Genomic DNA, 22,214 nt, shown 5'->3' with positions numbered 1-22,214 from the left:
CTGCGCAGCCGCCACGGATCGTCCGGCTGGCCGTCGGCGCTCCACAGCTGCACCACGCCGCCGGAAGAGTTGCCGTACAGCGCCGAGAACGGCCCGCGCAGCACCTCGACGCGCTCGCTGCCGAACAGGTTGAAGTTGGACAGCTGGCCCTGGCCGTCCGGCATCGTCGCCGGGATGCCGTCCAGCAGCAGGCGTACCCCGCGCACGCCGAACGCCGAGCGCGCGCCGAAGCCGCGGATCGACAGCTGGGTGTCCTGCGCATAGTTCTGGCGATCGCGCGCGAGCAGGCCGGGCACCCCGACCAGCGCCTCGGACGCCTGTATGCCGAGGCGGTCGCTGTCGCCCAGGCCGGTCGTGGTCAGCGACGCCGGCAGGTCGAAATCGGCCACGCCGCCGACGCGGGCGGCCTGGACCTGGAGCACTGGCAAGGTGGTGGCCGGATCCTCGCCGGGAGCGGCGTGGACCAGGGGCGACAGCGCCAGGGCGCAGGCCCCGCAGAGCAGGGCGGAGGGCAGGGAAGATGACATGGCCCATCATCGCCCAACTGCCGCCCGGCCGCACCCGGCCAAGCGCGGCAGCGTTTGTTAGGATGAGGTGTTTGACCGCGCCGGCTCCGGTCCTTCCGGCCCCCACCTCCGCCACCGAACGAGTACCGCCGTGTCCTTCTTTGCAAACGTGGAACAGGTCCCAGGCGACCCGATCCTGGGCCTGACCGAGGCCTACAACGCCGACTCCCGCCCGACCAAGGTCAACCTGGGCGTGGGCATCTACTACGACGAAAACGGCCGCATCCCGCTGCTGCGCGCGGTGCAGCAGATCGAACAGCAACTGGCGCAGGACGCCAGGCCGCGCGGCTACCTGCCGATCGACGGCCTGCCGGCCTACGACCTGGCCACGCAGAAACTGCTGTTCGGCGCCGAGTCGCCGCTGCTGGCCGCCGGCCGCGTCGCCACCTCGCAGACCGTCGGCGGCAGCGGCGCGCTGCGGGTGGGCGCGGACCTGCTGAAGAAGCTGCTGTCCACCTCGACCATCGCCATCAGCAACCCGAGCTGGGAGAACCACCGCGCCGTGTTCGGTGCCGCCGGCTTCGACGTGGTCGAGTACACCTATTTCGATCCGGCCAGCCACGGCCTGAACTTCGACGGCATGCTCGCCGACCTGCGCCAGCTCGCCCCCGGCAGCGTGGTGCTGCTGCACGCGTGCTGCCACAACCCGACCGGCGCCGACCTGAGCCAGGCGCAGTGGCGCACCGTGGCCGAGCTGCTGAAGGAACGCAACCTGTTCCCGTTCGTGGACATCGCCTACCAGGGCTTCGACAAGGGCATCGATGCCGACGCCTACGCGGTGCGCCTGCTGGCCGAGGTCGGCATCGACAACTACGTGGTCGCCAGTTCCTACTCCAAGTCGTTCTCGCTGTACGGCGAGCGCGTCGGCGCGCTGTCGGTGGTCTCGGCGAATGCTGCCGAGAGCAAGGCGGTGCAGTCGCAGGTCAAGCGCATCATCCGCACCATCTACTCCAGCCCGTCCACGCACGGCGCCGCGCTGGTCGCCGGGGTGCTCAACAGCCCGGAACTGCGCGCGATGTGGGAGCAGGAACTGACCGAGATGCGCGAGCGCATCCACGCCTTGCGCGCCGGCATGGTGCAGAAGCTGGCCGCCCTCGGCGCGCCGGAGTTCGGCTTCATCCAGCAGCAGGCCGGCATGTTCTCCTACTCGGGCCTGAGCAAGGCGCAGGTGGACCGGCTGCGCGAGGAGTTCGGCATCTACGCGGTCGGCACCGGCCGCATCTGCGTGGCCGCGCTGAGCCAGAAGAACCTGGACTACGTGACCCAGGCCGTGGCGACCGTGCACAAGAGCTGAGCCCTGCGGTCCCGCACCGAGCCGGAAGCGCCTGCGCTTCCGGCTTTTTTGTGCCTGCGTGGGGGCCGTGTCGGCCCGCGCCGGCATGGTCGCGGAACACCGTTGATCGAAATCTGCGGCGCAACCCGCGACAATGGCGGCCCCCTTCTCACGCAAGGCCGTCCTGCCCATGTCGCGAACGTCGCTGACCCGCTTCCTGATCGAAGAACAGCATGCCGGGCGTATCGGCCCGGAGCTGCGCCAGCTCATCACGATCGTGTCCCGCGCCTGCAAGCGCATCTCCATCGCGGTCAGCAAGGGCGCCCTCGGCGGCGTGCTCGGCGATGCCGGCACCGGCAACGTGCAGGGCGAGGCGCAGAAGAAGCTGGACGTGCTCAGCAACGACATCCTGCTCGAAGCCAACGCCTGGGGCGGCCACCTCGCCGCCTGCGCCTCCGAAGAGATGGACCACTGCCAGCCGGTGCCCGACAAGTACCCCAGCGGCGATTTCCTGCTGCTGTTCGATCCACTGGACGGCAGCTCCAACATCGACGTCAACGTCTCGGTCGGCACCATCTTCTCGGTGCTGCGCGCGCCCCCAGGCACCGACAAGCCCGGCGACGAGCACTTCCTGCAGCCGGGCACCGCGCAGGTCGCCGCCGGCTACTGCATCTACGGCCCCAGCACGATGCTGGTGCTGACCCTGGGCCACGGTACCCACGCCTTCACCTTGGAGCGCGAGGAGGGCAGCTTCCTGCTGACCCAGGCCGACATGCGCATCCCCGAGGACACCGCCGAGTTCGCGATCAACATGTCCAACCAGCGCCATTGGGAAGCGCCGATGCAGCAGTACGTGGCCGACCTGCTGGCCGGCAGCGAAGGCGTGCGCGGCAAGAACTTCAACATGCGCTGGATCGCCAGCATGGTCGCCGACGTGCACCGCATCCTCACCCGCGGCGGCATCTTCATCTATCCCTGGGACAAGAAGGACCCGGGCAAGGCCGGCAAGCTGCGGCTGATGTACGAAGCCAACCCGATGGGCATGCTGGTGGAGCAGGCCGGCGGCGCCGCCAGCACCGGCCGCGCGCGCATCCTCGGCCTGCAGCCGGAACAGTTGCACCAGCGCGTGCCGGTGTTCCTGGGCTCGAAGAACGAAGTGGCCGAGGCGGTGCGGTATCACCTGGAGCACGACAGCCACCACGGCTGAGCGTGGTGGCGCGGCAGCCGCGCGTCCGGGGGCCCTGGACGATGGCGGCTGTCGCCAGCGCCGCCGTATCCTCGGTGCCGCATCGCCGGCATGGTCGCGGTGGGTGCAAGGGGAGGCCGCTACAGGCGGCACATTGCGATTGGGGGGATCGTCCTGTAGCGGCGCAGTCGCTTCGGGGCGGTCTTGGCTCGACGATGTGCGCTCACTGCCGCAACGCCGATGGCGGTAGAAAACTCAAACAGGGGAAATGCAATGAAACATGTCTTCGGGCTGTTGCTGCTGCTCGTCTCGGGTGTGGCCTGTGCCGACACCACGCAGCAGGGGAAGATCACCCGCGTCGTGGTCGAATCCAACTACGCTTCGGTCTGGCTGGAGAACCAGCCGACCAACAACGAGTGCGCGTCCGATGGACGCTGGGTGATCGATTTTTCCGCGGACGCCATCGCCAAGGAAAAGTATTCGGCCATTCTCTCCGCCGCCACGTCCAGGACTCAGGTCGTGCTGCAGTACACGACCAGCGAGGGCTGTGGCGGTTTCGGCGCCAAGAAGATCCACTACGTCGATCTGCTGTACTGATCCCCGACGCTTGCCGCGCCCCCTGGCCGGGCGCGCGGCGATGCGGCAGGATGCGCCGATCGAGACGAACAGGGAGGTTCCGATGCGCTGGTGCCTGATGCTGGTGGCGATGATGTCGAGCGGAACGCTGTCGGCCGCTGAACCCTTTCGCCTGCAGAACCTCATGCTGCTGCAGCCGGAATCGGTGATGCGCGATCGCGCCGAGAGCGTCGAAGACCTGGCGGCATATGTGAAAGCGCTGAATGCCACGGCGTCGCGCGAACTCGCGCGGGTCGCCACACCCCGACCGGCCGCCGGCTTCGTGGCCGTGGCGGTCCGTCCTGGCGGCCGGTCCCGGATCTGGCTGGATGTGACACCGGCACTGCCCGATGCGGTGGCGAACACGCTGGTCTCCGCTCTGGAGCGGGTACCGCCATTCCAGGCCAAGGGCGGTGTGGTGGTGTTCGCGCTCAACGTCACGCTGTGGGACGCGCCGCCGACCCAGCGCCAAGGTCCTTCGCCAGCGGCCTGGCAGCGTGCTGCGGAAGGCGAACAGTCGCCGATCGAAATCGGCGACCTGGTCGATCGGGTCTGGCCAGCGAGTGCGGCGCACTGAGGCGTGTGAGCGGCACTCGTCATGACGCACGACCGTGCGTCCGCTGCGACACCGCTCCTTTGGGGCGCTGGCGACGTGCCGGCGGTTGCCTGACGCCCTGGCTGCGGTAGGGTAGCGGCGTCCGGCGACAGCAGAGCGCGTTGATCGCCGGCGGTCGTCGCGTGCACCTGGTCGTCCCGGGCGGGAGGAACCCCATGAACCAGACCCTCGTCGTGCTGTTCTTCTTCGCCACCGCACCGGTCGCGCTGATGCCCACCGTCATCGCGCTGTTTACCCGCCACCGCTGGCGGCGGCAGATCGTGCTGGTCAACCTGGCGCTGTGGACGCTGCTGTTCTTCGCCGCCCGCAGCTTCACCCTGTACAACTCCAGCCGCTTCGAGCTGCCGACCCTGCTGGCGCTGGCGGTGTGGCTGGCGCTGCTGGGCATCGCGATCCGCGGCACGCCCGGGTCATCCAAGCGCTCCTAGCCATCGACAACGCCTGCACGCCTGGTCGGTGCGCGATGGGCGATCGCGGCGGCGGACCGCGCTCGGTGCACGTTTGCGGTGCCGCAGCGCTCACGACCCTTGCACGCCATCGCGACTTCAGGCCCATCGCGCTCGATCCACAGTGGCGTTTTACTGACGGAGTCGGACCATGTCCCTGCGCGCCTTCGGCCTGAACTGCTCGCTCAAGCGCGGCACTGCGCCCTCGTCCACCCAGCGCCTGCTGGATCAGATCCTGCAGGCACTGGCCGCGCACGGCGTGCAGGGCGATTCGGCGCGTGTGGCCGACTTCGACGTGCGCCCCGGCGTACGTGCCGACGAAGGCGACGGCGATGCCTGGCCGCAGCTGCGCCAGCGCGTGCTGGACGCAGACATCGTCGTGCTGGCCACACCGATCTGGGTCGGCCATCCGTCGAGCCTGGCGCAGCGCGTCCTGGAGCGCATGGATGCGTTCCTCGGCGAAATCGGCGACGACGGCGTGTATCCGACCTTCAACCGCGTGGCCATGGTCGCGGTGGTGGGCAACGAGGATGGCGCGCACAAGGTCAGTGCCGATCTCTACCAGGGGCTGACCGACTTCGGTTTCAGCGTCGCCGCCGGCAGCCCGCCGTACTGGGTCGGCGAGGCGATGGGCAGCACCGACTACCAGGACCTGAAGCAGACGCCGAAGGTGCTGGCCGACACCATCAAGACCGCCGCCAGCAACGCCGCGCACCTGGCGCGCCTGCTCAAGGCCAATCCGTACCCGCCACCGCTGGCCTGAGCGTTGCGCCGCGTCGGAGCGCCAGTGGCACGGAGCCGCTGCGCTGCGGCTGCAACCCTGCGAAATCGCTGGTAAGGTCGCGCGATGTCCGACCTGCATCCCGATTTCATCGAAGTGTTCGATGGCGCCATGTCCCGCGAGGACTGCGCCGCCATCCTGCGCCGCCTGCGCGGCAGCACCCAGTTGCGGCCAGGCGAGGTCGGCAGCGGCGTGTTTCCCGAGCTCAAGCGCAGCCGCGACCTGCGCATCAGCGGCCTGGAACCGTGGCGCGACGTGGAACAGCGGCTGCAGCAGGCCGTGTTCGGCGGACTGCTCGGCTACCTGCGCAAATACCCGCAGACCCTGATCTCGCCGCTGATGCTGCAGGTGCCCGGCGCCGACGGCCAGCCGCACCGGCTCGGCGCCGACGATTTCGCCCTGCTCGACGACGCCGCGCTGTCCAACCTGGCGCGCACCTGCCTGCGCCCGGGCGCGATCAACCTGCAGTGGTACGAGGCGGGCGAGGGCGGCTACCCCTACTGGCACTGCGAACTGTACCCGCGCGATCCGAGTGCCGAGACCCTGCACCGGCACCTGCTGTGGACCCTGTACCTCAACGACGATTTCGACGAGGGCGAGACCGAGTTCCTGTTCCAGCAGCGCAAGATCGTCCCGCGCGCCGGCAGCCTGCTGATCGCCCCGACCGCCTTCACCCACACCCACCGCGGCAACCGCCCGCAGCGCGGCGACAAGTTCATCGCGACGAGCTGGATCCTGTTCCAGTCGGCCCAGGCGCTTTACGGCAGGGAATAGGGAATGGGGAATGGGGATTCGTCAAAAGCAGGGATTCGGGAGTGGGGATTAGGGAGTGGGGATTAGGGATTCGTAAAAGCTGCTTTCTTGGTGGCTGAATTGCAGTGGCTGCGTCGGGCCGCCGCGACGCGCCGCTCTTGCTAATCCCCAATCCCGAATTCCGAATCCCTGCCCCATTACGAATCCCGAATCCCCAATCCCCGCTCAAAACAGCACGCCCTGCGGCGACGGCGGGCGCGGCGGCTGCGGTTTGACGAAGTGGCTGCAGTCCAGGCGGCGACGCGGGGACTCGGCATAACCCAGCCGCTTGTGCGCCAGCGCGAAGCGCCGTGCCAGCAGGTCGGCGTAGACGCCTTCGCCGCGCATGCGCTTGCCGAAGGTGCTGTCGTAGTCCTTGCCGCCGCGCAGTTGCTGCACCGTGCTCATCACGTGCGCGGCGCGGTCGGGATGGTGCGCCTGCAGCCAATCGCGGAACAGCGGCGCCACCTCGTGCGGCAGGCGCAGCAGCACGTAGCCGGCGGACTCGGCGCCGGCCTCGCGGGCCGCCTCCAGCACCGCTTCGAGGGCGTGATCGTTGATCCACGGGATCACCGGCGCCACCATCACCCCGACCGGCACGCCGGCCTCATGCAGCGTACGCATCGCCCGCAGCCGCGCGTGCGGCGCCGAGGCGCGCGGCTCCAGCTTGGCCGACAGCCGCGGGTCCAGCGAGGTCACCGAGAAGTGCACGCTGACCAGGTTGTCGCGGGCCAGCGGCGCCAGCAGGTCCAGGTCGCGCTCGACCAGCGCGTTCTTGGTGATCAGCGAGAACGGGTGGCGAGTCTCGGCGAAGACCTCGATCAGGCGCCGGGTCAGCTGCAGCTTGCGCTCGATCGGCTGGTAGGCGTCGGTGTTGATGCCCAGCGCGATCGGGCTGGGCACGTAGCCGGGCTTGGCCAGCTCGCGGCGCAACAGCTCCGGGGCATTGGTCTTGGCGAACAGCCGCGTCTCGAAGTCCAGCCCCGGCGACAGGTTCAGATAGGCATGGCTGGGGCGGGCGAAGCAGTAGCTGCAGCAGCAATTTATGAGCAGGGGGAAGTGTTCATTTTTGGCTTTCGACCACTGTGTACTGGGATCTTAGAGGCCGCCAACTTCAGTCGTAAGTGGGTTTTGTCGCCTATCGCCAATGGGCAACCCAGTCGAAATGGTCATAGCTGGCTGCCTAGCGGTTTGCGCCACACACGAACAGGCGGATGATCTTCAAGTGGTCTGCTGGCTGTTCAGCTTCACTGAGAGCGATTGCAACAGGCGCCGTTAGCATTAATACTAACGGCATGAGGAAGAAGAGCTACTCTGCGGAAGCGACCGATGATCCTGCCGATCGAGATGTCAGAAGCTCACGGACAGTCATCAAAGGCCGAGGTACTACGTTGTACGTGCCTGGTCGATTCGCAGTTACCACTTCCGTCGAGATCGATGACGGCTGGGGCTCATCTGAACCCGATGTCGAATCCCCCGCCCGACCCAAAACGATTGTGGCGGAGGAGACCGCGAGGAGCATCATCAGTCGCAACAGCTCGCCGGACGTAGGATTCTCACAATCTGTGAATCCATACAGGGGCTGTGAGCACGGGTGTGTCTACTGCTTCGCTCGGCCATCACATGCCTATCTGGATCTATCGCCGGGCCTGGATTTCGAAACGCGGATTTTCTCCAAGTCTAACGCCGCGGCATTGCTTCGCGCAGAGATCGCTCGTACCTCCTATGTGTGCTCTCCTATTGCGCTTGGCATCAACACTGACGCCTATCAGCCGGCCGAGCGGCGTTATGGCATTTCGCGGGCATGTCTTGAGGTCCTAGCTGACGCGCGGCATCCGGTCAGCTTTGTCACGAAGGCGGCGCTAATCGAGCGCGACATCGATGTGCTGGCCTCGATGGCGCAACACAATCTGGTATCCGTGCACTTTTCGGTGACGACTCTGGACAATCGCTTGGCGGCGAAGATGGAACCGCGTGCAGCGGCCCCGCATGCCCGACTACGCGCGATGCAGCGATTGCATGATGCCGGCATTCCTGTGGGCGTCTTGGTTGCGCCAATAGTTCCAATGATCAACGACAGGGAGCTTGAGCACATCTTGGAAGCAGCCCGAGCGCACGGCGCGCGCTCGGCTGGATATGTTTTGCTGCGCTTGCCGCACGAGCTTACTCAGCTCTGGCGCGAATGGCTCGAGTTGCACTACCCGGACCGAGCAAAGCACGTCATGAGCCTCATCCAGCAGATGCGCGGCGGCAAGGACTATGACAGCAGCTTTGGCAAACGCATGGTTGGCGAAGGCCCATTTGCGCAACTCATTGCGCAACGTTTTACTAAAGCGTACCGCCGACTTGGATTTGGACGGATGCCGAAGCTGGACACGAGCCAGTTCACACCACCTCGCCTAGAGAGCCCTCAGCTTGCACTCTTCTGATTGGACCTGCTGGCCCAGCAACCTCGGCAATTTTCAGAATAAGTGCGAACGGATCAACGATATGCGACTAAGCGATCGCGAAGGGCCCAATAGGAGTAGCCCAATAAAGCAATGGCCACCTCCATTCGTCCGGAGAACGTCCAGAGCGCACACATTCCTTCATCTATACGTACCGATCGGTGCCTGAGGAGGCGCGATGGCGGGTAAACGTCAGCACTACGTCCCACGATTCCTACAAAGAGGATTTCTGGCGCTCAATCGAAATGAAGGCGAAGGGGAATGCACCTGGTGGCACTTCCGTGGGAATCCACCTAGATCGCTGTCCATCAGCCATATCGGAGTAAGCGAGTACTTCTACTCCAGAGTTGGAAAGGAAGGCGAGAAGACTCTTGATGATGTAATGACGGACCGTGAGCTTTCTGTCCAAGAGTTACTGCGCTACACGCTTGCTGCTCAGCCCGGAGATTGTCTCGACTCGACCCGAGTTGCGCTTCTAGTCACGCATTTGGTTCTGCGGACGGCATACATACGTTCGGTGTTCGAAGACGCGGCCGAGATGATCACCAACGGCGTGATTGAGAGCTTCGCACATCCTGAGACCATCAGAGACCTGCTCAACGTCGACGCACCGACCCCGCCACCTCATGTCAAGGTAGTCACCGCCGCCGTTATAGACTCACTTGAGAGGCAGGGACGCGAGTGTATCCCCGAGCTTCTTGAGCGCATGATTGCCTACCAAGTCCGTGAGTCCTTCGACGACATTACGCCAGACTTGGGCCGCTCTCTTGAGATGATTAAGGCAGAGGTAGCGGGGCGGGCTCCCTTGGTCATCGCCAACTCCCATCGATCCACCCTTGCCCAAGGCGATCATCACGCTTGGGAGGCCGCACTTTCGGCTCTGAAGTGGACCAAGATTTCCCTGGAAGGGATGGTGCTGCCTGACTGTATTGCCGTTGCAAAAACGAGAACAATGGATTGGGCACCGCTGCTGCTCGCGGGACTCGAGGATATCCAAGCTTGCATCCTGCCCATTGATCACCAGAACGCTCTGCTGGGAACCATTGGCGAAGCGATTGAAGTTTCTGCCAGCATGCTGAGGGAAATCTGCATCGATTGTAGTGATGAGTTCTTCATCGCCGCCGAGCCGGTGCTAGCCCAGCCCGAGCAGCTGGGCCGGCGCTCGGAGGAAGTAGTCAGTAACTTGGTTCGTGAAGCCTTGAAGGGGCTTCACACGGGCAGCGCCACAACAAAATCAGCGTCAAGCGAAGACCCCACTTCGTCTCCGCTGCCACTTTCACCGACCGCCATTACACTCAGCTTGCCTGGTGATCTCAACGAGGAAGACATAAAGCTGCTCACTGACACGGTAAAGACGGCCATTCGACTGGTGTCAGAGATTGTCCCGCTTCAATCGCTAGATGGAATCACGCTGGCTCATGACATACAAAAGGCGCTGACGGACCTGGACGTGGGCGATCCGGCCTTGCCTGCAAAGATCAGCGCCCCAAGAGCATATGGAAGCACGGTGTCAAAGTGCGTCGACGTCATACGCGAAGAAAGGCCAAAGCAGCACATCGTCCTGGCGTGGTTGGCCGTCCAAGGACTGCTTTCCGATCAATCGGATCTTCAACGCATGTCGGTGCACACCCTGGTTAAGCAGCTGATATCTGCGGGATATGGTGAAAGCTATTCAATCACGCATAAGGATGCTTTGAGATCGGCAACCCTTTTTACTATCGGTCTATTCCGCGGCGCATCCACCGCCCCCTGCGAGTTCTTCTGCGCCAGGGAAACTGCCCATATCTATCCGGACGCGGGTATGAGCTATGCGATCTTGGTACGTGACTGCGTGGCCACTTCGCTTGACGCGATGATTAAGGCGCATGAGCGATATCACGCATACGGAGACGTTAACGATTTTCTGGAGACAGCAATCTCCTGTGCCAGAAACATCATCGAGCATACTGCGCAGTGGTGCGGGCACCAGGATGGAATGGCTGAAGCTCAGCTCAAGGAGCAAGTTGAAGTGCCAATTGACGGTAGTTTGGAAGTAATTATCGCAGCTCTGGCGCCATTGGGCCTAACCAAGTGGCTGGACCTGATTCATAGAGACCTACGCACACTATATGGCACATCTACTAGCTTTACAGCCGAACGCGTTTTCGCTCTTTCCACCCATGTGGAACGACTGCTGTGGGCTATGGGTGCCCACCCGTGGCCCATGGCTGATGGAGCTACGTACGTCACGATCGGTAGTCCGCCCTACGGGTGGTAGAGTGTCGCGTGCACTGGCCTGATTTTTAAAGATCAAAATCGAATGGCGACGCTCCTTGGCGCGGAGTTTGTCCTTCCGGACCAAGTGCCAGCAGGGCACCGAAGAATGAGCCGTGAATAGGACGACAGCACGACCATGCTCCTATTTCTGCTTAAATTGCTTGAGCAGCGCCTCGGGGATGAAGATCAGTCTTCCTCTTGCACGAGAGCATGCCACGTACAGCTTGTTTCTTGTACTCGCAGTGAGCTTGTTCAGAGTTCCGGCACGGAACGCTTTGACATTGGGAGCACTAAGAACGACGCATACGTCGTCGTAGTGATCCATGCCCTTCGAGGCTCCCCAGTTCTCCGAGAAGCAGTCATACTTGTAGTGTTCTTGATAGAAGAGCTTAACGATCGATGGGTCTCGATAGAGATCGAGCACCGCAAGCGGGTCGTCCTCGAATTGGACTGTGCTCTGCCGCTCGTCATGCGCATGGATAGAAATGCCAACTTGGTCCCTAATGAACTGGCAGACCGTCGTCGTGCAGCGCCTGCTCGCCTTGAGGGAGTCAGTGTCTACCCGAATCCCGGCTTCCCTGAATCTATTTTGGTACTTGGCGTAGTCATCGTGCAGCGTTTTGTTGAGCTGTCCGTCCCGACTTGTATCGTAGGTGTGCTGATAGAAGTCGCCGACGAAGCCAATCTCAACATCCGCCTTTGCTAGTTCGAGCAGGAAGTTGAAGTCGTGACCAGCGAAGTCCTGGACTTCATCGACGAATAGCGCATCGTAGTACTTCTCGAGTCGCTGCCGAACGGCAGGCAGAAGACCCGAACGTTCGACAAAAGCAGCTAAGCGATTGGAGTACAACCATCTGCCAGCTGTCATGTACCTACGCTCCTGACCGAGGTTGAATGCAGGGAGGCGTGGAGGGATCTTGAAGATGACACCCTTCGTCCTCTTGTCCAGCGCCAGGAAGGGGCGATAGCAGAATCCGTAAAGGAATGAGAAGTAGGTTGAGACTCGGATGTTCTTGGGGACGTTGCCGAACTTCTGAATGATCTTCTGTCGGATATTCTCGATGTTGCCATCTGTGAATGTGACGATCAAGAACCGGCGAGCGAGATCCAGATTGGCCACTAACATTGAGGTCTTTCCAGAGCCCGCGACTGCCAACGTCACCCTCTTATCCATGCAATCGCGTCCTGTATATAGCGTGGTACAGCCAGGGTGTTGCCGTGCTTCTCAAGAAGCTGGAAAGCAACCTCAGTCTTGTTGTCCAACATGTAATCCTGGACAGATAGCTTTCGTCGCCCGGGCCCGAACAGATCATCACAGGATTTAGTGTTGTCCTGATAGATGCAAACTTCAAAGGTGTGTCTGATCGGATCGGGATCAGCAAATACTTTAATGTTCTCGCCTACGAAGTCCTCGTAGTTGTCCACGCAGTTCGCTTGGTAGTCTCCATCGTTGTCGCGCACCACTGCGACCTTGATGCCTAGAGCCTCTGCCAACTCCAGGTAGCGCTTGAAGCTAGTTCCGTCGACAGATATGACGTGGATGCCGTCTCTTTCTGTACTGGAGCCACCCGTGCATGCCTCGTAGAGGGCACCAAGTAGTATGAACTCTGCGTCTCCCTCGACAAGGATCGCCCGACTACAGAGCGACAGCTCAAGCACATTGTTGTCAGGTGCTTTCATAAAGAACCTAGCGGTCTCATCGCTCAGAGAATTCAAAGAGACTGGTTTAGTAGCATTATTCTCTGTCAGGAGCAGCACATTCCTCAGGTTCAGCCGAGTGGCGATGAAACTGCTGTGGGTCGCGATGAAGAGCTGCTTGTCCTTAGACGAGTCAATTCTCTGAATCAGCTTGTGCATGTGCACATGGCTTAGGTGGTTCTCTGGCTCTTCAAGCAGGAGCAGATCGAGAGCCGCCTCCCGGTTCCGAAGCGCAAATTCGGTCTTTATGAAGCACTGACGGCCTTTGCCTTTGCTCTCGATCGGGATGTCTTCCTCGGTGATCACCAAGTCTGTTTCGATGCTGGACTTTGAGTTGCTTCGGACATCAAATTTGTAGTCGACAACCGCTTCGTTTAAGTTCTTGAGGGATGTATCGCGGAATACTCTCTTAGCTTTTCGATACTCATAGGCATGCTTGCTTCGCTCGGCGATGCTGGCCTGTGCAGCATACATCGCGCGAGTATATTCGCGCGTAGCGTAGTCGTTACTGATCTGAGCGCTGTCAATCAGAATATGCTTAAGAGGCTTCCGGTGCGGAAGTAGAGTCTTGTCAGCAAATGTTCTGAATCGGACCTCGTAGAACTCGAATGGAAAGCTAACGTCTTTATCGGCCAGGGCCTTCTCTATCTCGGGTGTATACTCATCCATTGGTTCGCAGGTCACCCGGACACCGCAACACTCTCGACGCATGCTGTTGTTTCTTCCGTCGAATTCCTGGTCAATCATTCCTTTGAAGTACGCTTCGATCTGGAGGGAAGGTAAGTTCGCAATGCGTCGATCTCCGCCTAGAAAGGCTGCGATAACCTGCGTATTGAAGAGTGTCTCAATACCAACCGCTTCGATCTTGCCGCGGCTGGCATTGAGCGCGATGTCTATCGCCTGCAACAGAGTACTCTTTCCAGCTTCGTTGCCGCCGGCAAGAATGTTCATCTTGTCGTCGAACGACACATCAAACTCTCGGAACTTCTTGAAATTTTTCAGGATCAATCGTTCAATCGTCGGCACCTAACACCCCCTGTGTCACCTATTCCATGGTTTTCTTGATTGGCCGCTGAGATTGTAGGGCCTGCCGTGCCCTAGCGTAATGGCAAGAGTATATAGACAGATGTAATGACGTGAGTAGTGGCAGGATCCTTCGGGGGTATATCACCGGCCTTCCTGGGCCTCAGGTACTGGAGCGCCTTAGCTTCAGCTCCAAAGCAGCAGTCTCAAGGGAGTGTGTCGAGATGGCCAAGAAGTTCGAATTGGAGTCCGAGGTTGTCAAATGGCTAGTCAAGCTGATCAAGGAGCGTTCATTGCTTGAGGCGGTGGAAGGGCGCGAGAAGATCTCCGCGGTAGCGGCGATGTATGGCCAGGAGAATTTCCTTCCAGCGTTCGGGATTGACTATATCTCCCGCCGAGCCTCAGTAGAAGCGGCCGCTCATATCCTGGAGCAGCTTGGCTCACTTGAGATCATTTCGATTGACATGAGCATTTCGCTGACGACCGGCGAGGTCCTACGGCCAGACGTCCTGTGCTTCAATCACGAGACGAGGACCTTGGTCGTCTTTGAGGTCAAACGAGCTTCTGAGACTGAGCGGCAAACCGTCACCGAACTTGCCGGCTACGAGCAGGAGCTTCGGAACGTGGCCCCATTTCTGGGCACGTTCGATGTCCTTTTCGTAGTAGTAGCTACGAACTGGTCAACGCTGTTAACCCATGCCGTTGGCAATATGAACGCATGGTCCGGAAAGCGATACCTGGCACTGAAATTAGCTTCTGCACAACCAGGCTTCAGGCTGTCGGTTCACATCCCGGAGGGATGGCACGTGACTGGTGCGTTGGGGCTACCCGGTGAGGCATTGCCGTCCATCGACCTCTACCTTCGACCAAGGGTGAGTGAGGCCTGTGGCACATATGATTACGCTGGCTGCGATGCCGATAGCGCCAGCAGTAGTTCAGATGATGTCGGTCAGGACGACCTTTATCCGCCTCGGATCGTCTTGACTGCGATGGAAATGATCGCTCGAGAGGGGGATAGGACAGGGGCGCATGGCTTCATGATGTTGTGGCGCGACGCAGGGGCGTTTGGCTCTGGGTGCTGGTGTCTTACCTTGACTGCGGTTGACCCCTACGCGATGTCAGCTTGGGCGACGGAGAATGGTCTCTCCCGTCGCCCCTCGGAGGCGACCCAGTACTTTTGCTCCAAGGTCGAACCAGGCCAGGCACCTCAGTCGCTTTACGACATTGCCAAGGCCTCAGTTGCTCTTCTGAGGGAAAAGTTTGAACCAGAGTTCGGTGGTGATCTGCTGTGGGCGGTTAAGGCGCATAGGTTCAAGCAGAGGGCCGTACCTATTCGGTTCGACTTCTGGGGTAGCCTTGGACGTCACGTGCGGGAGTTCATAGCAAATCCTGCGGTCCGCCAGAATTACATGCCCTTCATTTTCGCCAACCAGATGGATTGGACCGATCCCTTTGTTGGCATGACGTTGGTATCGAACTTGACAGCCGGAACGCCGTTTCCGAATGGGTTAATCAGCTGTGAGGAAGCATTTTTCGCCGGCCGGGCTTTTGGTGATCTTGCAATGGCCGTAAGTGGAGCAGCTCAAGGCGCCCATCATGCAACGGTATTGGAGCCCATGCTTGCTTGGTCTGAGTTGGAGGCGGTCAGGTTCGGGATCGAGATGAAGCAGATATACGACATGGCCGTGGAAGTGACCGCGCCCATGCCGGCGTTAACGAGCAGGCCAGAGCTGAGACTCCAGAGACTTGAGCAGCTGGTCGAATGGGTTGCCTTGGAGCTGATCGGGTCGAAGCATCCAGCCCATCAAGCATGCTTTGAGATCGGCTTTTCTCATGCGTTAGTGTTCAACTGGATTGAAGACGCCGACCCCGATCCGTATGGGGGACCCGACGCTGCGGACGCGGCTAAGAGCGCTCGCCGAATTCTCGAGTTCGCGCTGAGCCAGGCGGAGGGCAGTCAGGGGAAAGCATTTTGCTCCCCTTCGTTCTTGGAGCTCATTGACCTGGCTGGGTTGGGCGAATGCAACACAGAGGGGTGGCGCGAAAGCGGTGGCGTACTGACCGCCAAGCTCGACGATCAAATGCTGCTCGATTCATTTGCCTCCATCGTTCTACCTGGCATCGACTCAATTATTCCTCGTGTTCTGCACACGATGCTAAGGCCGTTCCAGGCCCTTGTGGACTGGGAGTACTTCAAGTCAGGGGTTATGGCTATGTTTGAGTCGGGGATCAAGCATCCTGCGGTGATCTTCGCCCAGGATGGGACGATAGGAACAGGACAGTTGGAGTGGCCACTCATCATCGGCAGTCCCGTGCAAGACCCAGAGCTGGAGGTCTATGCGCTGGATATGTCTGCGGCCAGCGCCGTGGCGATCAAGATGACTTGGGAGGAGGTTGAGGCATTCCACGCCAAGCGGTCTATCCCTGCCGAAAGTCGATGAACTGACGACAAGATTGGCGCTCCCTTGGTTACGATGAACAACTTGTCGCCCTAGCGACACTGTATTGGGACGGATCATGATCCAAGTTTTCAGAATCCGGAAGTCTAGCTCACCCTTGAACACGCCGAACTTCAGTCAGATTGATTGCGTTCTGTTGGGAAGGATCTTAATCGTCGTGGGTCTTTGCGCTCCATTTGCCAAGGTTCCAACTCGGAGAGTAGCCACCGGACGTTGGGCCTCTACAGTAGTTCCCCCTCTTCTCTTTTGGCGAGATTCTCGGCTTTTGCTTCGCCCCTGCGTTCTTGGAAGTGACGTGGAAGGTCATGGAAGTATCATGGAAGTAGCGATCTAATCGGCATACGCCTCACGGTCAGCGCGGCGTGCAGCCCTGATTTCTCGAGAGATGTTCCGAGTCACTGCTGATGCCTCCCTCAATCCATCGAGGTTGATAGGAGTTGGCGCGTGCAAGCGAGGCGCCACGATAGTGCGAACTTTGGGTGATTTTCCGAAGCAGTAGAACAGACCTGAACCGACCCCTCCCATTTCGTCGACTGCATAACGAATTACTAGATTGTCAGGATCAAGCCCACTAGCGCACGCCGCGAGTTGCGCTTCCCTACCCAGGTCGGAAACGATTCCATGGCTCTCAGCCAAGGATTCGCGATACGCCTTGGAGTACACCCAAAGAGGGTAAGCGCGATCTCCAGATTGAACTGACAAGACAGTGACGAGGCAACCCGCTTGGATTAGACATTCCCAGGCTTTCCAGAACCTCCCAATACTTGCCTCAGAATCATTCCCAAAGAGGCCAGCTACCACTCGAATCGGCACTCGCCAAGGCTCTCCTTCCCTTTCGGCTACCAGCCAAAGCTGAAGCGCGCCCACGTCCCCTTGATAGCCGAGCTCAAAATCCTGGCCAGCATATCCGGACTGATCCCACTCTTTATAGGGCATGGTGTCGGGCGGGCATCCGAACCACCTCGCGTAGTCGGTGGCTGTGTATACATGGAGAAGTACGAGGATTGCGTCTTTGATCGCCGACTCGGGCTGATCCAGCTGCATTAGCTGGCCAAGATGTGATCCGTAGTCGGGATGGCGCTCAATAAGGAGTGACGGGAGGTAAGCAAACTCACCGTCCCATCGCTCAATCCTGTACTCGTCTGCATTGGCCTTCTTGCGTCCCGTAGCTGCTATCAGACCTTGAGGAAGTTCGTGGTCAACATCAAAGGAAAGAAGCCGCTTCAGTACCTTCTTGGAACGGAAGTCGGAGCACCCGGTTGTTAGGCGAATCGACTTTGCGCCGGCGGCAGTAAGCTCCCGCTTCGGGCCGTACGCGTATGCCGATAGAGTCATATATCCAGCCAGCAGATCTGGGCCATCACTTACCTCGGCGATGGCCTTTGCGGCCTGCATCGACACTTTGAAATATCCAGACATTTCGAATTTTCCCTCGTCCCCTCTGTATCCGATTCTAGCGGAGAGATCGCCGGACAACGTCACCCGCTTGAACTACTTTTAGAAGCTGACAAAGCTGGTCCATCCCATTTTTTACGGCACTTGCGAGAAGGCCGATCGAGGCCATAAGGAGTGTTCATGTCGAAGCGAAGGAAGTTCGACCTGAGTTCAAGCGCGGTGCGGTTGAGCGGCCAGCCAGTCGGGTATCAGTTTTAGCCGAGTGGCTCGAGGACTGGGGATTCGGGAGAACTTGCTGACCGTTTGAAGCGGGAGGCCCAGAGCGAGGGCCAGGTGCCCTTCGGCGGAACTGAGAGGCCTAGAGACGACGAACTGGCGCGCCTGAATCACCAGCTGGGTCACGTGGGATTTTCTGCGAGTGGCGGCGACGTTCTTTGCCAACGGATCATCCTGAGGTATCTGTTGATCGAACGTTGCCGCGATGAGTTCCCGGTACGACTGATGTGCCACTGATGTGCCACTGCCTGCGGGTGTCGACCATTGCGACCACGGCTGAGCGGGAGTTTACCCAGCGCCCGCCAGAGATAACCAGCGCCTGCTTGGCCTGATCCGCAAGCTGTACAGACAAAGCCGGAGGGCGCTGGGTGCAGCCGCATGCATCTCGAAGTGCGCTATCGCCTTCCGTCAACCGTCTCTCGCACCAGCTGCTGATGTTCTTGATGATCCTTGCCTCGGTAGTGGTAGCGCTGCTACAAGGCTAGCGCGGCGAGCGGGATCGTCTTAGCCAACGTCGCCATCAGGATCATGCTGCCCGATGCGATGACGCTGGCCGCGTACCAAGCTGACGCGTTTCGGGTGTTGGTGCTGCTTGCCGTAGCCGCCACGGGCCTCTTCGTGTTTGGCTCGCGCCTCTCCATTGCCTTCGAGCGCGCACGGCGTCTCGGACATGCACGCGAGGAAACCCTGCAATTCGCGCCGGCCAGTTACTTGGCCGAGCGCGCCCTCCGACAACACGTGTTCGGGTATACCGACATCAGTGACACGGACGGGCACCTCAAGTTTTGACGGAATCTGCCGCTTGTACTAAAAATATTTGGAACTCTAGCATGCATATAATTCTTCTATTCGTCTTAACCGGGTCATTGCTATGGGGCTGGATTACTATGGTTCCATACTTGCTAAGTCATGGATGGCCGCTATCCATTGCAGTTACATCTGTCGCCTTTATGAATTTATTTTGGGGCGTGTCCACAATCTACTTGATCGACCTACTTAGTTCTCATTATCGAAAGAACAATGAATTCCTCAGAAAATTCTATCAAGAACTCCATACAGATCTTTTTGCACTTCTTACTTTTGCGGTGATTCTCGTCGTCGTTTTCAGCTTAGCTAAACCCAGCTATTCTTTCTCCAACATAGATGTTGCTTGCCTAGGAATACCTCTATTCATATATGCGATTGATTCCCTGGCGAGAACCAAAGACCCTGCAGGAATTCTTAGACTACGCTTAGCTTGGCGCTTGACGCTCATGATGCCATCAGTAGCATTGCTAATCGCGTCTAGCTGGTGTTTGATACACATATATTCAGGTGAATTTCCAGCCAGCGCTTCTCTTTGGATGCAGTTTTGCATTTTATTCGCGGGTTTCTCCTCCTATGTTGCTGCAAAGCAAGTGCGCTATTTTGTGTTACATCGGAAACTTGGAATCTCCCCTACAATTGAACGAATATTCAAAAAGTTGAGAGGAGGCAAGCCAGGGATCTATGATCAGACGGCAGCTATGGCAGAGCTATTCCAACGTGAGATGAGGTCAGCCACATCCAAGGCGGCATCCGAGCGCCGTAGAGTCTCCAAGAAAAAGAGGCCGAAGAGGTAACTCAATAGTCATTCGGCATAGCATGGCCTGTCTACCTGGTTCGGCCTCAGCTCACCCAGTCTGCATGCACGGCGTTACGTCCTTATCTCACCGCTCGGGACGGATCATCGCGTACCTCTCAGTGCTAACGGACGCTAGTGCGTTAGCGACGTTGCCGCGAGGTTGCTCCCCACACAGCGCTGGTGATCAGCTAGCTTGGGGGGAACAAAAGTCTAGTGGCAGCGGCTACACTCATGTCTAAGGCTCGCGTAAGCAAAACGAACTCGAGAACGTCAAGACGACGAGCACCTGCTTCGATCGCCGACAGACGTTGTTGTGGCCAGCTCAATCGGCGAGCAAGATCACTCTGCGAGATACCCAGTCGCTCACGACGCGCACGCAGCTGGTAGACCAGGTCGCGGTATTGCCCGTCATAGATCGTCTTGGTTGCCATGGTCGCGATTGCTGAATGCGACCAGCAATCTATGCGCCACCTACTGATTACATGAAAATCATGTAGCCTTCCCTCCGTTCACCTGATACGCTAAAGGCTGGATCCCACCGAGATATGCGTGGCCCATGTCCAGACTCAACCGACCCTCTTAGCTCCTCGCGCTGCGCTGCTGCGCGCTTCCGAGCGTATCGGATTGATGGGAACTGCTGCTTGGTGCGCCTTGCACCTTGCCACCCAGCAACCAAGCCCAATCACTTCTCGCCCTTGCTTGACCGAGCAGTTGCTTCAGTTCCTAGAGCTGGCGGGCATCTTGACACGCTCTACATCTCCCGCCGATGCAACGTACAGGGCCGTCTATGAGCCAGTGGCCTGGCGCTACTGTGATCTCAATCTGTCTAGCATAGAAATTCAGACAGGTCTTGACGACGCGTTGCAACTTCGCTTGGCCGAGAACGACGTGATCTCTCGCGATGCTCTCTGGCGCTTGCTCGCTGATGGAGATAGCGAAGCCTATCTTGTGCATCTCTTACAGCGCCATCGCCTAGATGGCGGTGACGTGCGAGCACTCATATTGGAAATACGAACAGAGTGGGCTCCCTACTCCTTAGGCAGGCGCCGCTACCTTGCATGGGTGAGCGTGCGCCATGCTGCCGCTACCTTGTCCCAGGGGGAGCTCGGTATAGACACCCTGTACGCCGCCCTACAGACCCATCTACGGCGCCGGGGGCGTTGGCTCGCGGCCAGGCAGTCCAACCAGGAGATTGCTGATGACGATTACAGCTTCGTACCGGACGCCCATTGGCGCCGCCCGATACTGCTCGAACTCTTCCTGACACGAATCGCACCGATGGGGAAGAAGTTCTGGACGCTGCCACCTCCCCAAGGCGACTAGCAAACCCAAGCAGGCCGAGATCGCGAACTATGCTTAGGACTTCTGATCCCAATTGCTCACCCTTTGCCAGGATGCACATATGACGACACCCGAGGAAAGTACCCGCCATCTCTACCAGGCCGGCGCTTTCCTGGTAGAGCTTGCGCTTGATGAGCGCTTGCCCGTTGAGGTACGCCGCGAAGCGGCCCGGCTGACGCGCCACTACCCCACTCCAGGATGCGCTCTAGCCTTAACCCCGTCGGTCGTCGGGTTCCTATCGCGGCCTGAGACTAGCTGGCTTGAAGGCTATCGGCACGGGCCATTGACCATGGGGCTCAGTGATAGGGTCTCTCGGCTGTACCACGAACTTAGTGACCCATCCACCAAGCGCCGATCTGGCTCAGCCAGACGTCCACCAAGAGATACATAGCCATCAAATATGGCGAAGTACGTGGGTTGCGGCAGGCCAACGAGATCCTGCGCAAGGCCAGCGCGTATTTCGCCCAGGCGGAGCTCGACCGCCGCTTCAAGCCTTGATGGGGTTCGTGGCCGAACATCGCCATGTCCACGGGGTCGAGCCGATCTGCAAGGTGCTGCAGGTTGCCCCGTCGACGTACTACCGCCACGCGCAGCGGAAAGCGGAGGCAGACGTGTGCCCGAACCACTGGTGGAAGGATCGGGCGCTGCGCCAGCAGATCCGGCGGGTATGGGAGGAGAACCCACAGGTGTGCGGCGTACGCAAGGTCTGGCGGCAACTCAAGCGCGAGGGCTATCAGTGGCCCGCTGCACGGTGGCACGGCTGATGGGCGAGCTCGACCTGTACGGGGTGGTGCGCGGAAAGGTCGTCAAGACCACGCTCAGCGACAAGCGTCCGTGTCCGCTGGGCAAGGTGAACCGACAATTCCACGCGCCGTCGCCTAACCGACTGTGGGTCAGCGACTTCACGTATGTTTCGACCTGGGCCGGGTTCGTGCATGTGGCCTTCGTGATCGACGTGTACGCACGGCGGATCGTGAGCTGGAGGGTATCGGCGACGGCGCACACGGCCTTCGTGCTGGACGCGCTGGAGCAGGCGTTGCACGCCCGGCGGCCCAGCGAGGGCGGCCTGATCCACCACTCCGACCGTTGCGTGCAGTACATGTCGATCCACTACACCGAGCGGCTGGCCGAAGCCGGTATCGAACCTTCCGTAGGCAGCGTGGGCGAAAGCTACGATAACGCGCTGGCCGAAACGATCAATGGGTTGTACAAGGCCGAGGTGATCCATCGGCGCTCGTGGCGCAATCGCCAGGACGTGGACCTGGTCACGCTGGATTGGGTGGACGGGTACACACCAAAGGCTTGCTGGGGTCGATCGGGAACATTCCGCCAGCAGAAGCCGAAGCGGCTTATGATCGACAACAGGCCGGTCACGCCGAAGTGGCGTGACTCAAACTAAACAGCCTCCCAACTTTCCGGGGCGGTTAGCCTTCTAACCCGG

The 22,214-nt window shown here is 60.0% G+C and carries 18 protein-coding genes, 3 pseudogenes and 1 other annotated feature; of the genes and pseudogenes, 15 read left to right on the top strand and 6 right to left on the bottom strand.

Annotated elements, in window-relative coordinates:
* Positions 1-527 (bottom strand): Plug domain-containing protein (locus tag D180_RS00930; RefSeq protein ID WP_198526490.1); only part of this gene is annotated, 527 nt, incomplete at its 3' end.
* Between the two features lie 130 nt (positions 528-657).
* On the opposite strand from D180_RS00930, the gene D180_RS00925 reads away from it, so the two are divergent.
* From D180_RS00925 to D180_RS00895, 7 genes are all read left to right on the top strand, one after another.
* Entirely contained in the window at positions 658-1,860 is a 1,203-nt protein-coding gene (locus D180_RS00925) for an amino acid aminotransferase (RefSeq protein ID WP_043090245.1), read from the top strand.
* Between the two features lie 169 nt (positions 1,861-2,029).
* On the top strand, positions 2,030-3,046 hold the full coding sequence (locus tag D180_RS00920) for a class 1 fructose-bisphosphatase (protein ID WP_017910079.1): 1,017 nt from the start codon (positions 2,030-2,032) through the stop codon (positions 3,044-3,046).
* A gap of 252 nt (positions 3,047-3,298) precedes the next feature.
* Positions 3,299-3,622, top strand: a complete 324-nt coding sequence (locus D180_RS00915; protein WP_017910080.1) for a hypothetical protein — start codon at positions 3,299-3,301, stop codon at positions 3,620-3,622.
* 10 nt (positions 3,623-3,632) lie between these two features.
* Complete coding sequence (locus D180_RS00910) at positions 3,633-4,217, top strand: hypothetical protein (RefSeq protein WP_232760240.1); 585 nt, start codon at positions 3,633-3,635, stop codon at positions 4,215-4,217.
* A 194-nt stretch (positions 4,218-4,411) separates the two neighbouring features.
* Complete coding sequence (locus tag D180_RS00905; RefSeq protein WP_017911287.1) at positions 4,412-4,684, top strand: hypothetical protein; 273 nt, start codon at positions 4,412-4,414, stop codon at positions 4,682-4,684.
* A gap of 169 nt (positions 4,685-4,853) precedes the next feature.
* A complete protein-coding gene (locus D180_RS00900) occupies positions 4,854-5,465 on the top strand; it encodes an NAD(P)H-dependent oxidoreductase (protein WP_017910083.1) in 612 nt (203 codons plus the stop codon).
* 84 nt (positions 5,466-5,549) lie between these two features.
* Positions 5,550-6,257 (top strand): 2OG-Fe(II) oxygenase, encoded by a 708-nt coding sequence (locus D180_RS00895; protein WP_017911286.1) that lies wholly within the window; start codon positions 5,550-5,552, stop codon positions 6,255-6,257.
* Positions 6,258-6,461: 204 nt separating this feature from the next.
* Here D180_RS00895 and D180_RS00890 read toward each other — a convergent pair.
* Positions 6,462-7,310, bottom strand: a pseudogene (locus D180_RS00890) (PA0069 family radical SAM protein); the annotation flags it as partial.
* A gap of 260 nt (positions 7,311-7,570) precedes the next feature.
* On the opposite strand from D180_RS00890, the gene D180_RS00885 reads away from it, so the two are divergent.
* The gene (locus tag D180_RS00885; protein ID WP_051064754.1) at positions 7,571-8,704 is read left to right on the top strand and encodes a PA0069 family radical SAM protein; all 1,134 of its coding nucleotides are present in this window, start codon (positions 7,571-7,573) and stop codon (positions 8,702-8,704) included.
* Positions 8,705-8,900: 196 nt separating this feature from the next.
* Positions 8,901-10,979, top strand: coding sequence for a hypothetical protein (locus tag D180_RS00880; RefSeq protein WP_157835394.1), 2,079 nt, complete (start codon positions 8,901-8,903; stop codon positions 10,977-10,979).
* Between the two features lie 141 nt (positions 10,980-11,120).
* Here the strand turns inward: D180_RS00880 and D180_RS00875 are convergent, their stop codons facing one another.
* The gene (locus D180_RS00875) at positions 11,121-12,152 is read right to left on the bottom strand and encodes an AAA family ATPase (protein WP_043090244.1); all 1,032 of its coding nucleotides are present in this window, start codon (positions 12,150-12,152) and stop codon (positions 11,121-11,123) included.
* Complete coding sequence (locus D180_RS00870) at positions 12,137-13,684, bottom strand: AAA family ATPase (RefSeq protein ID WP_017911281.1); 1,548 nt, start codon at positions 13,682-13,684, stop codon at positions 12,137-12,139. Before D180_RS00870 ends, D180_RS00875 begins: the two co-directional genes overlap by 16 nt.
* A gap of 239 nt (positions 13,685-13,923) precedes the next feature.
* On the opposite strand from D180_RS00870, the gene D180_RS00865 reads away from it, so the two are divergent.
* The gene (locus tag D180_RS00865) at positions 13,924-16,140 is read left to right on the top strand and encodes a hypothetical protein (RefSeq protein WP_017911280.1); all 2,217 of its coding nucleotides are present in this window, start codon (positions 13,924-13,926) and stop codon (positions 16,138-16,140) included.
* Positions 16,141-16,488: 348 nt separating this feature from the next.
* Here D180_RS00865 and D180_RS23675 read toward each other — a convergent pair whose 3' ends face one another.
* Positions 16,489-17,634 (bottom strand): hypothetical protein, encoded by a 1,146-nt coding sequence (locus D180_RS23675; protein WP_198526488.1) that lies wholly within the window; start codon positions 17,632-17,634, stop codon positions 16,489-16,491.
* A gap of 99 nt (positions 17,635-17,733) precedes the next feature.
* Between D180_RS23675 and D180_RS22630 the strand changes: the two are divergent.
* Together D180_RS22630 and D180_RS00860 are read left to right on the top strand one after the other, a co-directional pair.
* Positions 17,734-18,057 (top strand): annotated as a pseudogene (locus D180_RS22630) (transposase); the annotation flags it as partial.
* Between the two features lie 300 nt (positions 18,058-18,357).
* Entirely contained in the window at positions 18,358-18,618 is a 261-nt protein-coding gene (locus D180_RS00860) for a hypothetical protein (protein WP_017911279.1), read from the top strand.
* Between the two features lie 1,002 nt (positions 18,619-19,620).
* Here the strand turns inward: D180_RS00860 and D180_RS22625 are convergent.
* On the bottom strand, positions 19,621-19,863 hold the full coding sequence (locus D180_RS22625) for a helix-turn-helix transcriptional regulator (protein WP_232760238.1): 243 nt from the start codon (positions 19,861-19,863) through the stop codon (positions 19,621-19,623).
* Between the two features lie 268 nt (positions 19,864-20,131).
* Here D180_RS22625 and D180_RS23670 point away from each other — a divergent pair, with 268 nt between their 5' ends.
* The 3 genes and pseudogenes from D180_RS23670 to D180_RS00845 all read left to right on the top strand — a co-directional run.
* Entirely contained in the window at positions 20,132-20,755 is a 624-nt protein-coding gene (locus D180_RS23670) for a hypothetical protein (RefSeq protein WP_157835392.1), read from the top strand.
* 79 nt (positions 20,756-20,834) lie between these two features.
* Entirely contained in the window at positions 20,835-21,164 is a 330-nt protein-coding gene (locus D180_RS24760; protein ID WP_106406898.1) for a BPSL0761 family protein, read from the top strand.
* A 14-nt stretch (positions 21,165-21,178) separates the two neighbouring features.
* Positions 21,179-22,162, top strand: a pseudogene (locus D180_RS00845) (IS3 family transposase); the annotation flags it as partial.
* Positions 21,226-21,342: a sequence feature (AL1L pseudoknot), on the top strand. (Overlaps the previous pseudogene by 117 nt.)
* Positions 22,163-22,214: the final 52 nt, after the last annotated feature.

Origin of the sequence: Xanthomonas sp. SHU 166 (assembly GCF_000364685.1) — a bacterium.
Taxonomy (GTDB): Bacteria; Pseudomonadota; Gammaproteobacteria; order Xanthomonadales; family Xanthomonadaceae; genus Xanthomonas_A; species Xanthomonas_A sontii.
This window is presented reverse-complemented; position numbering and strand designations above follow the sequence as displayed.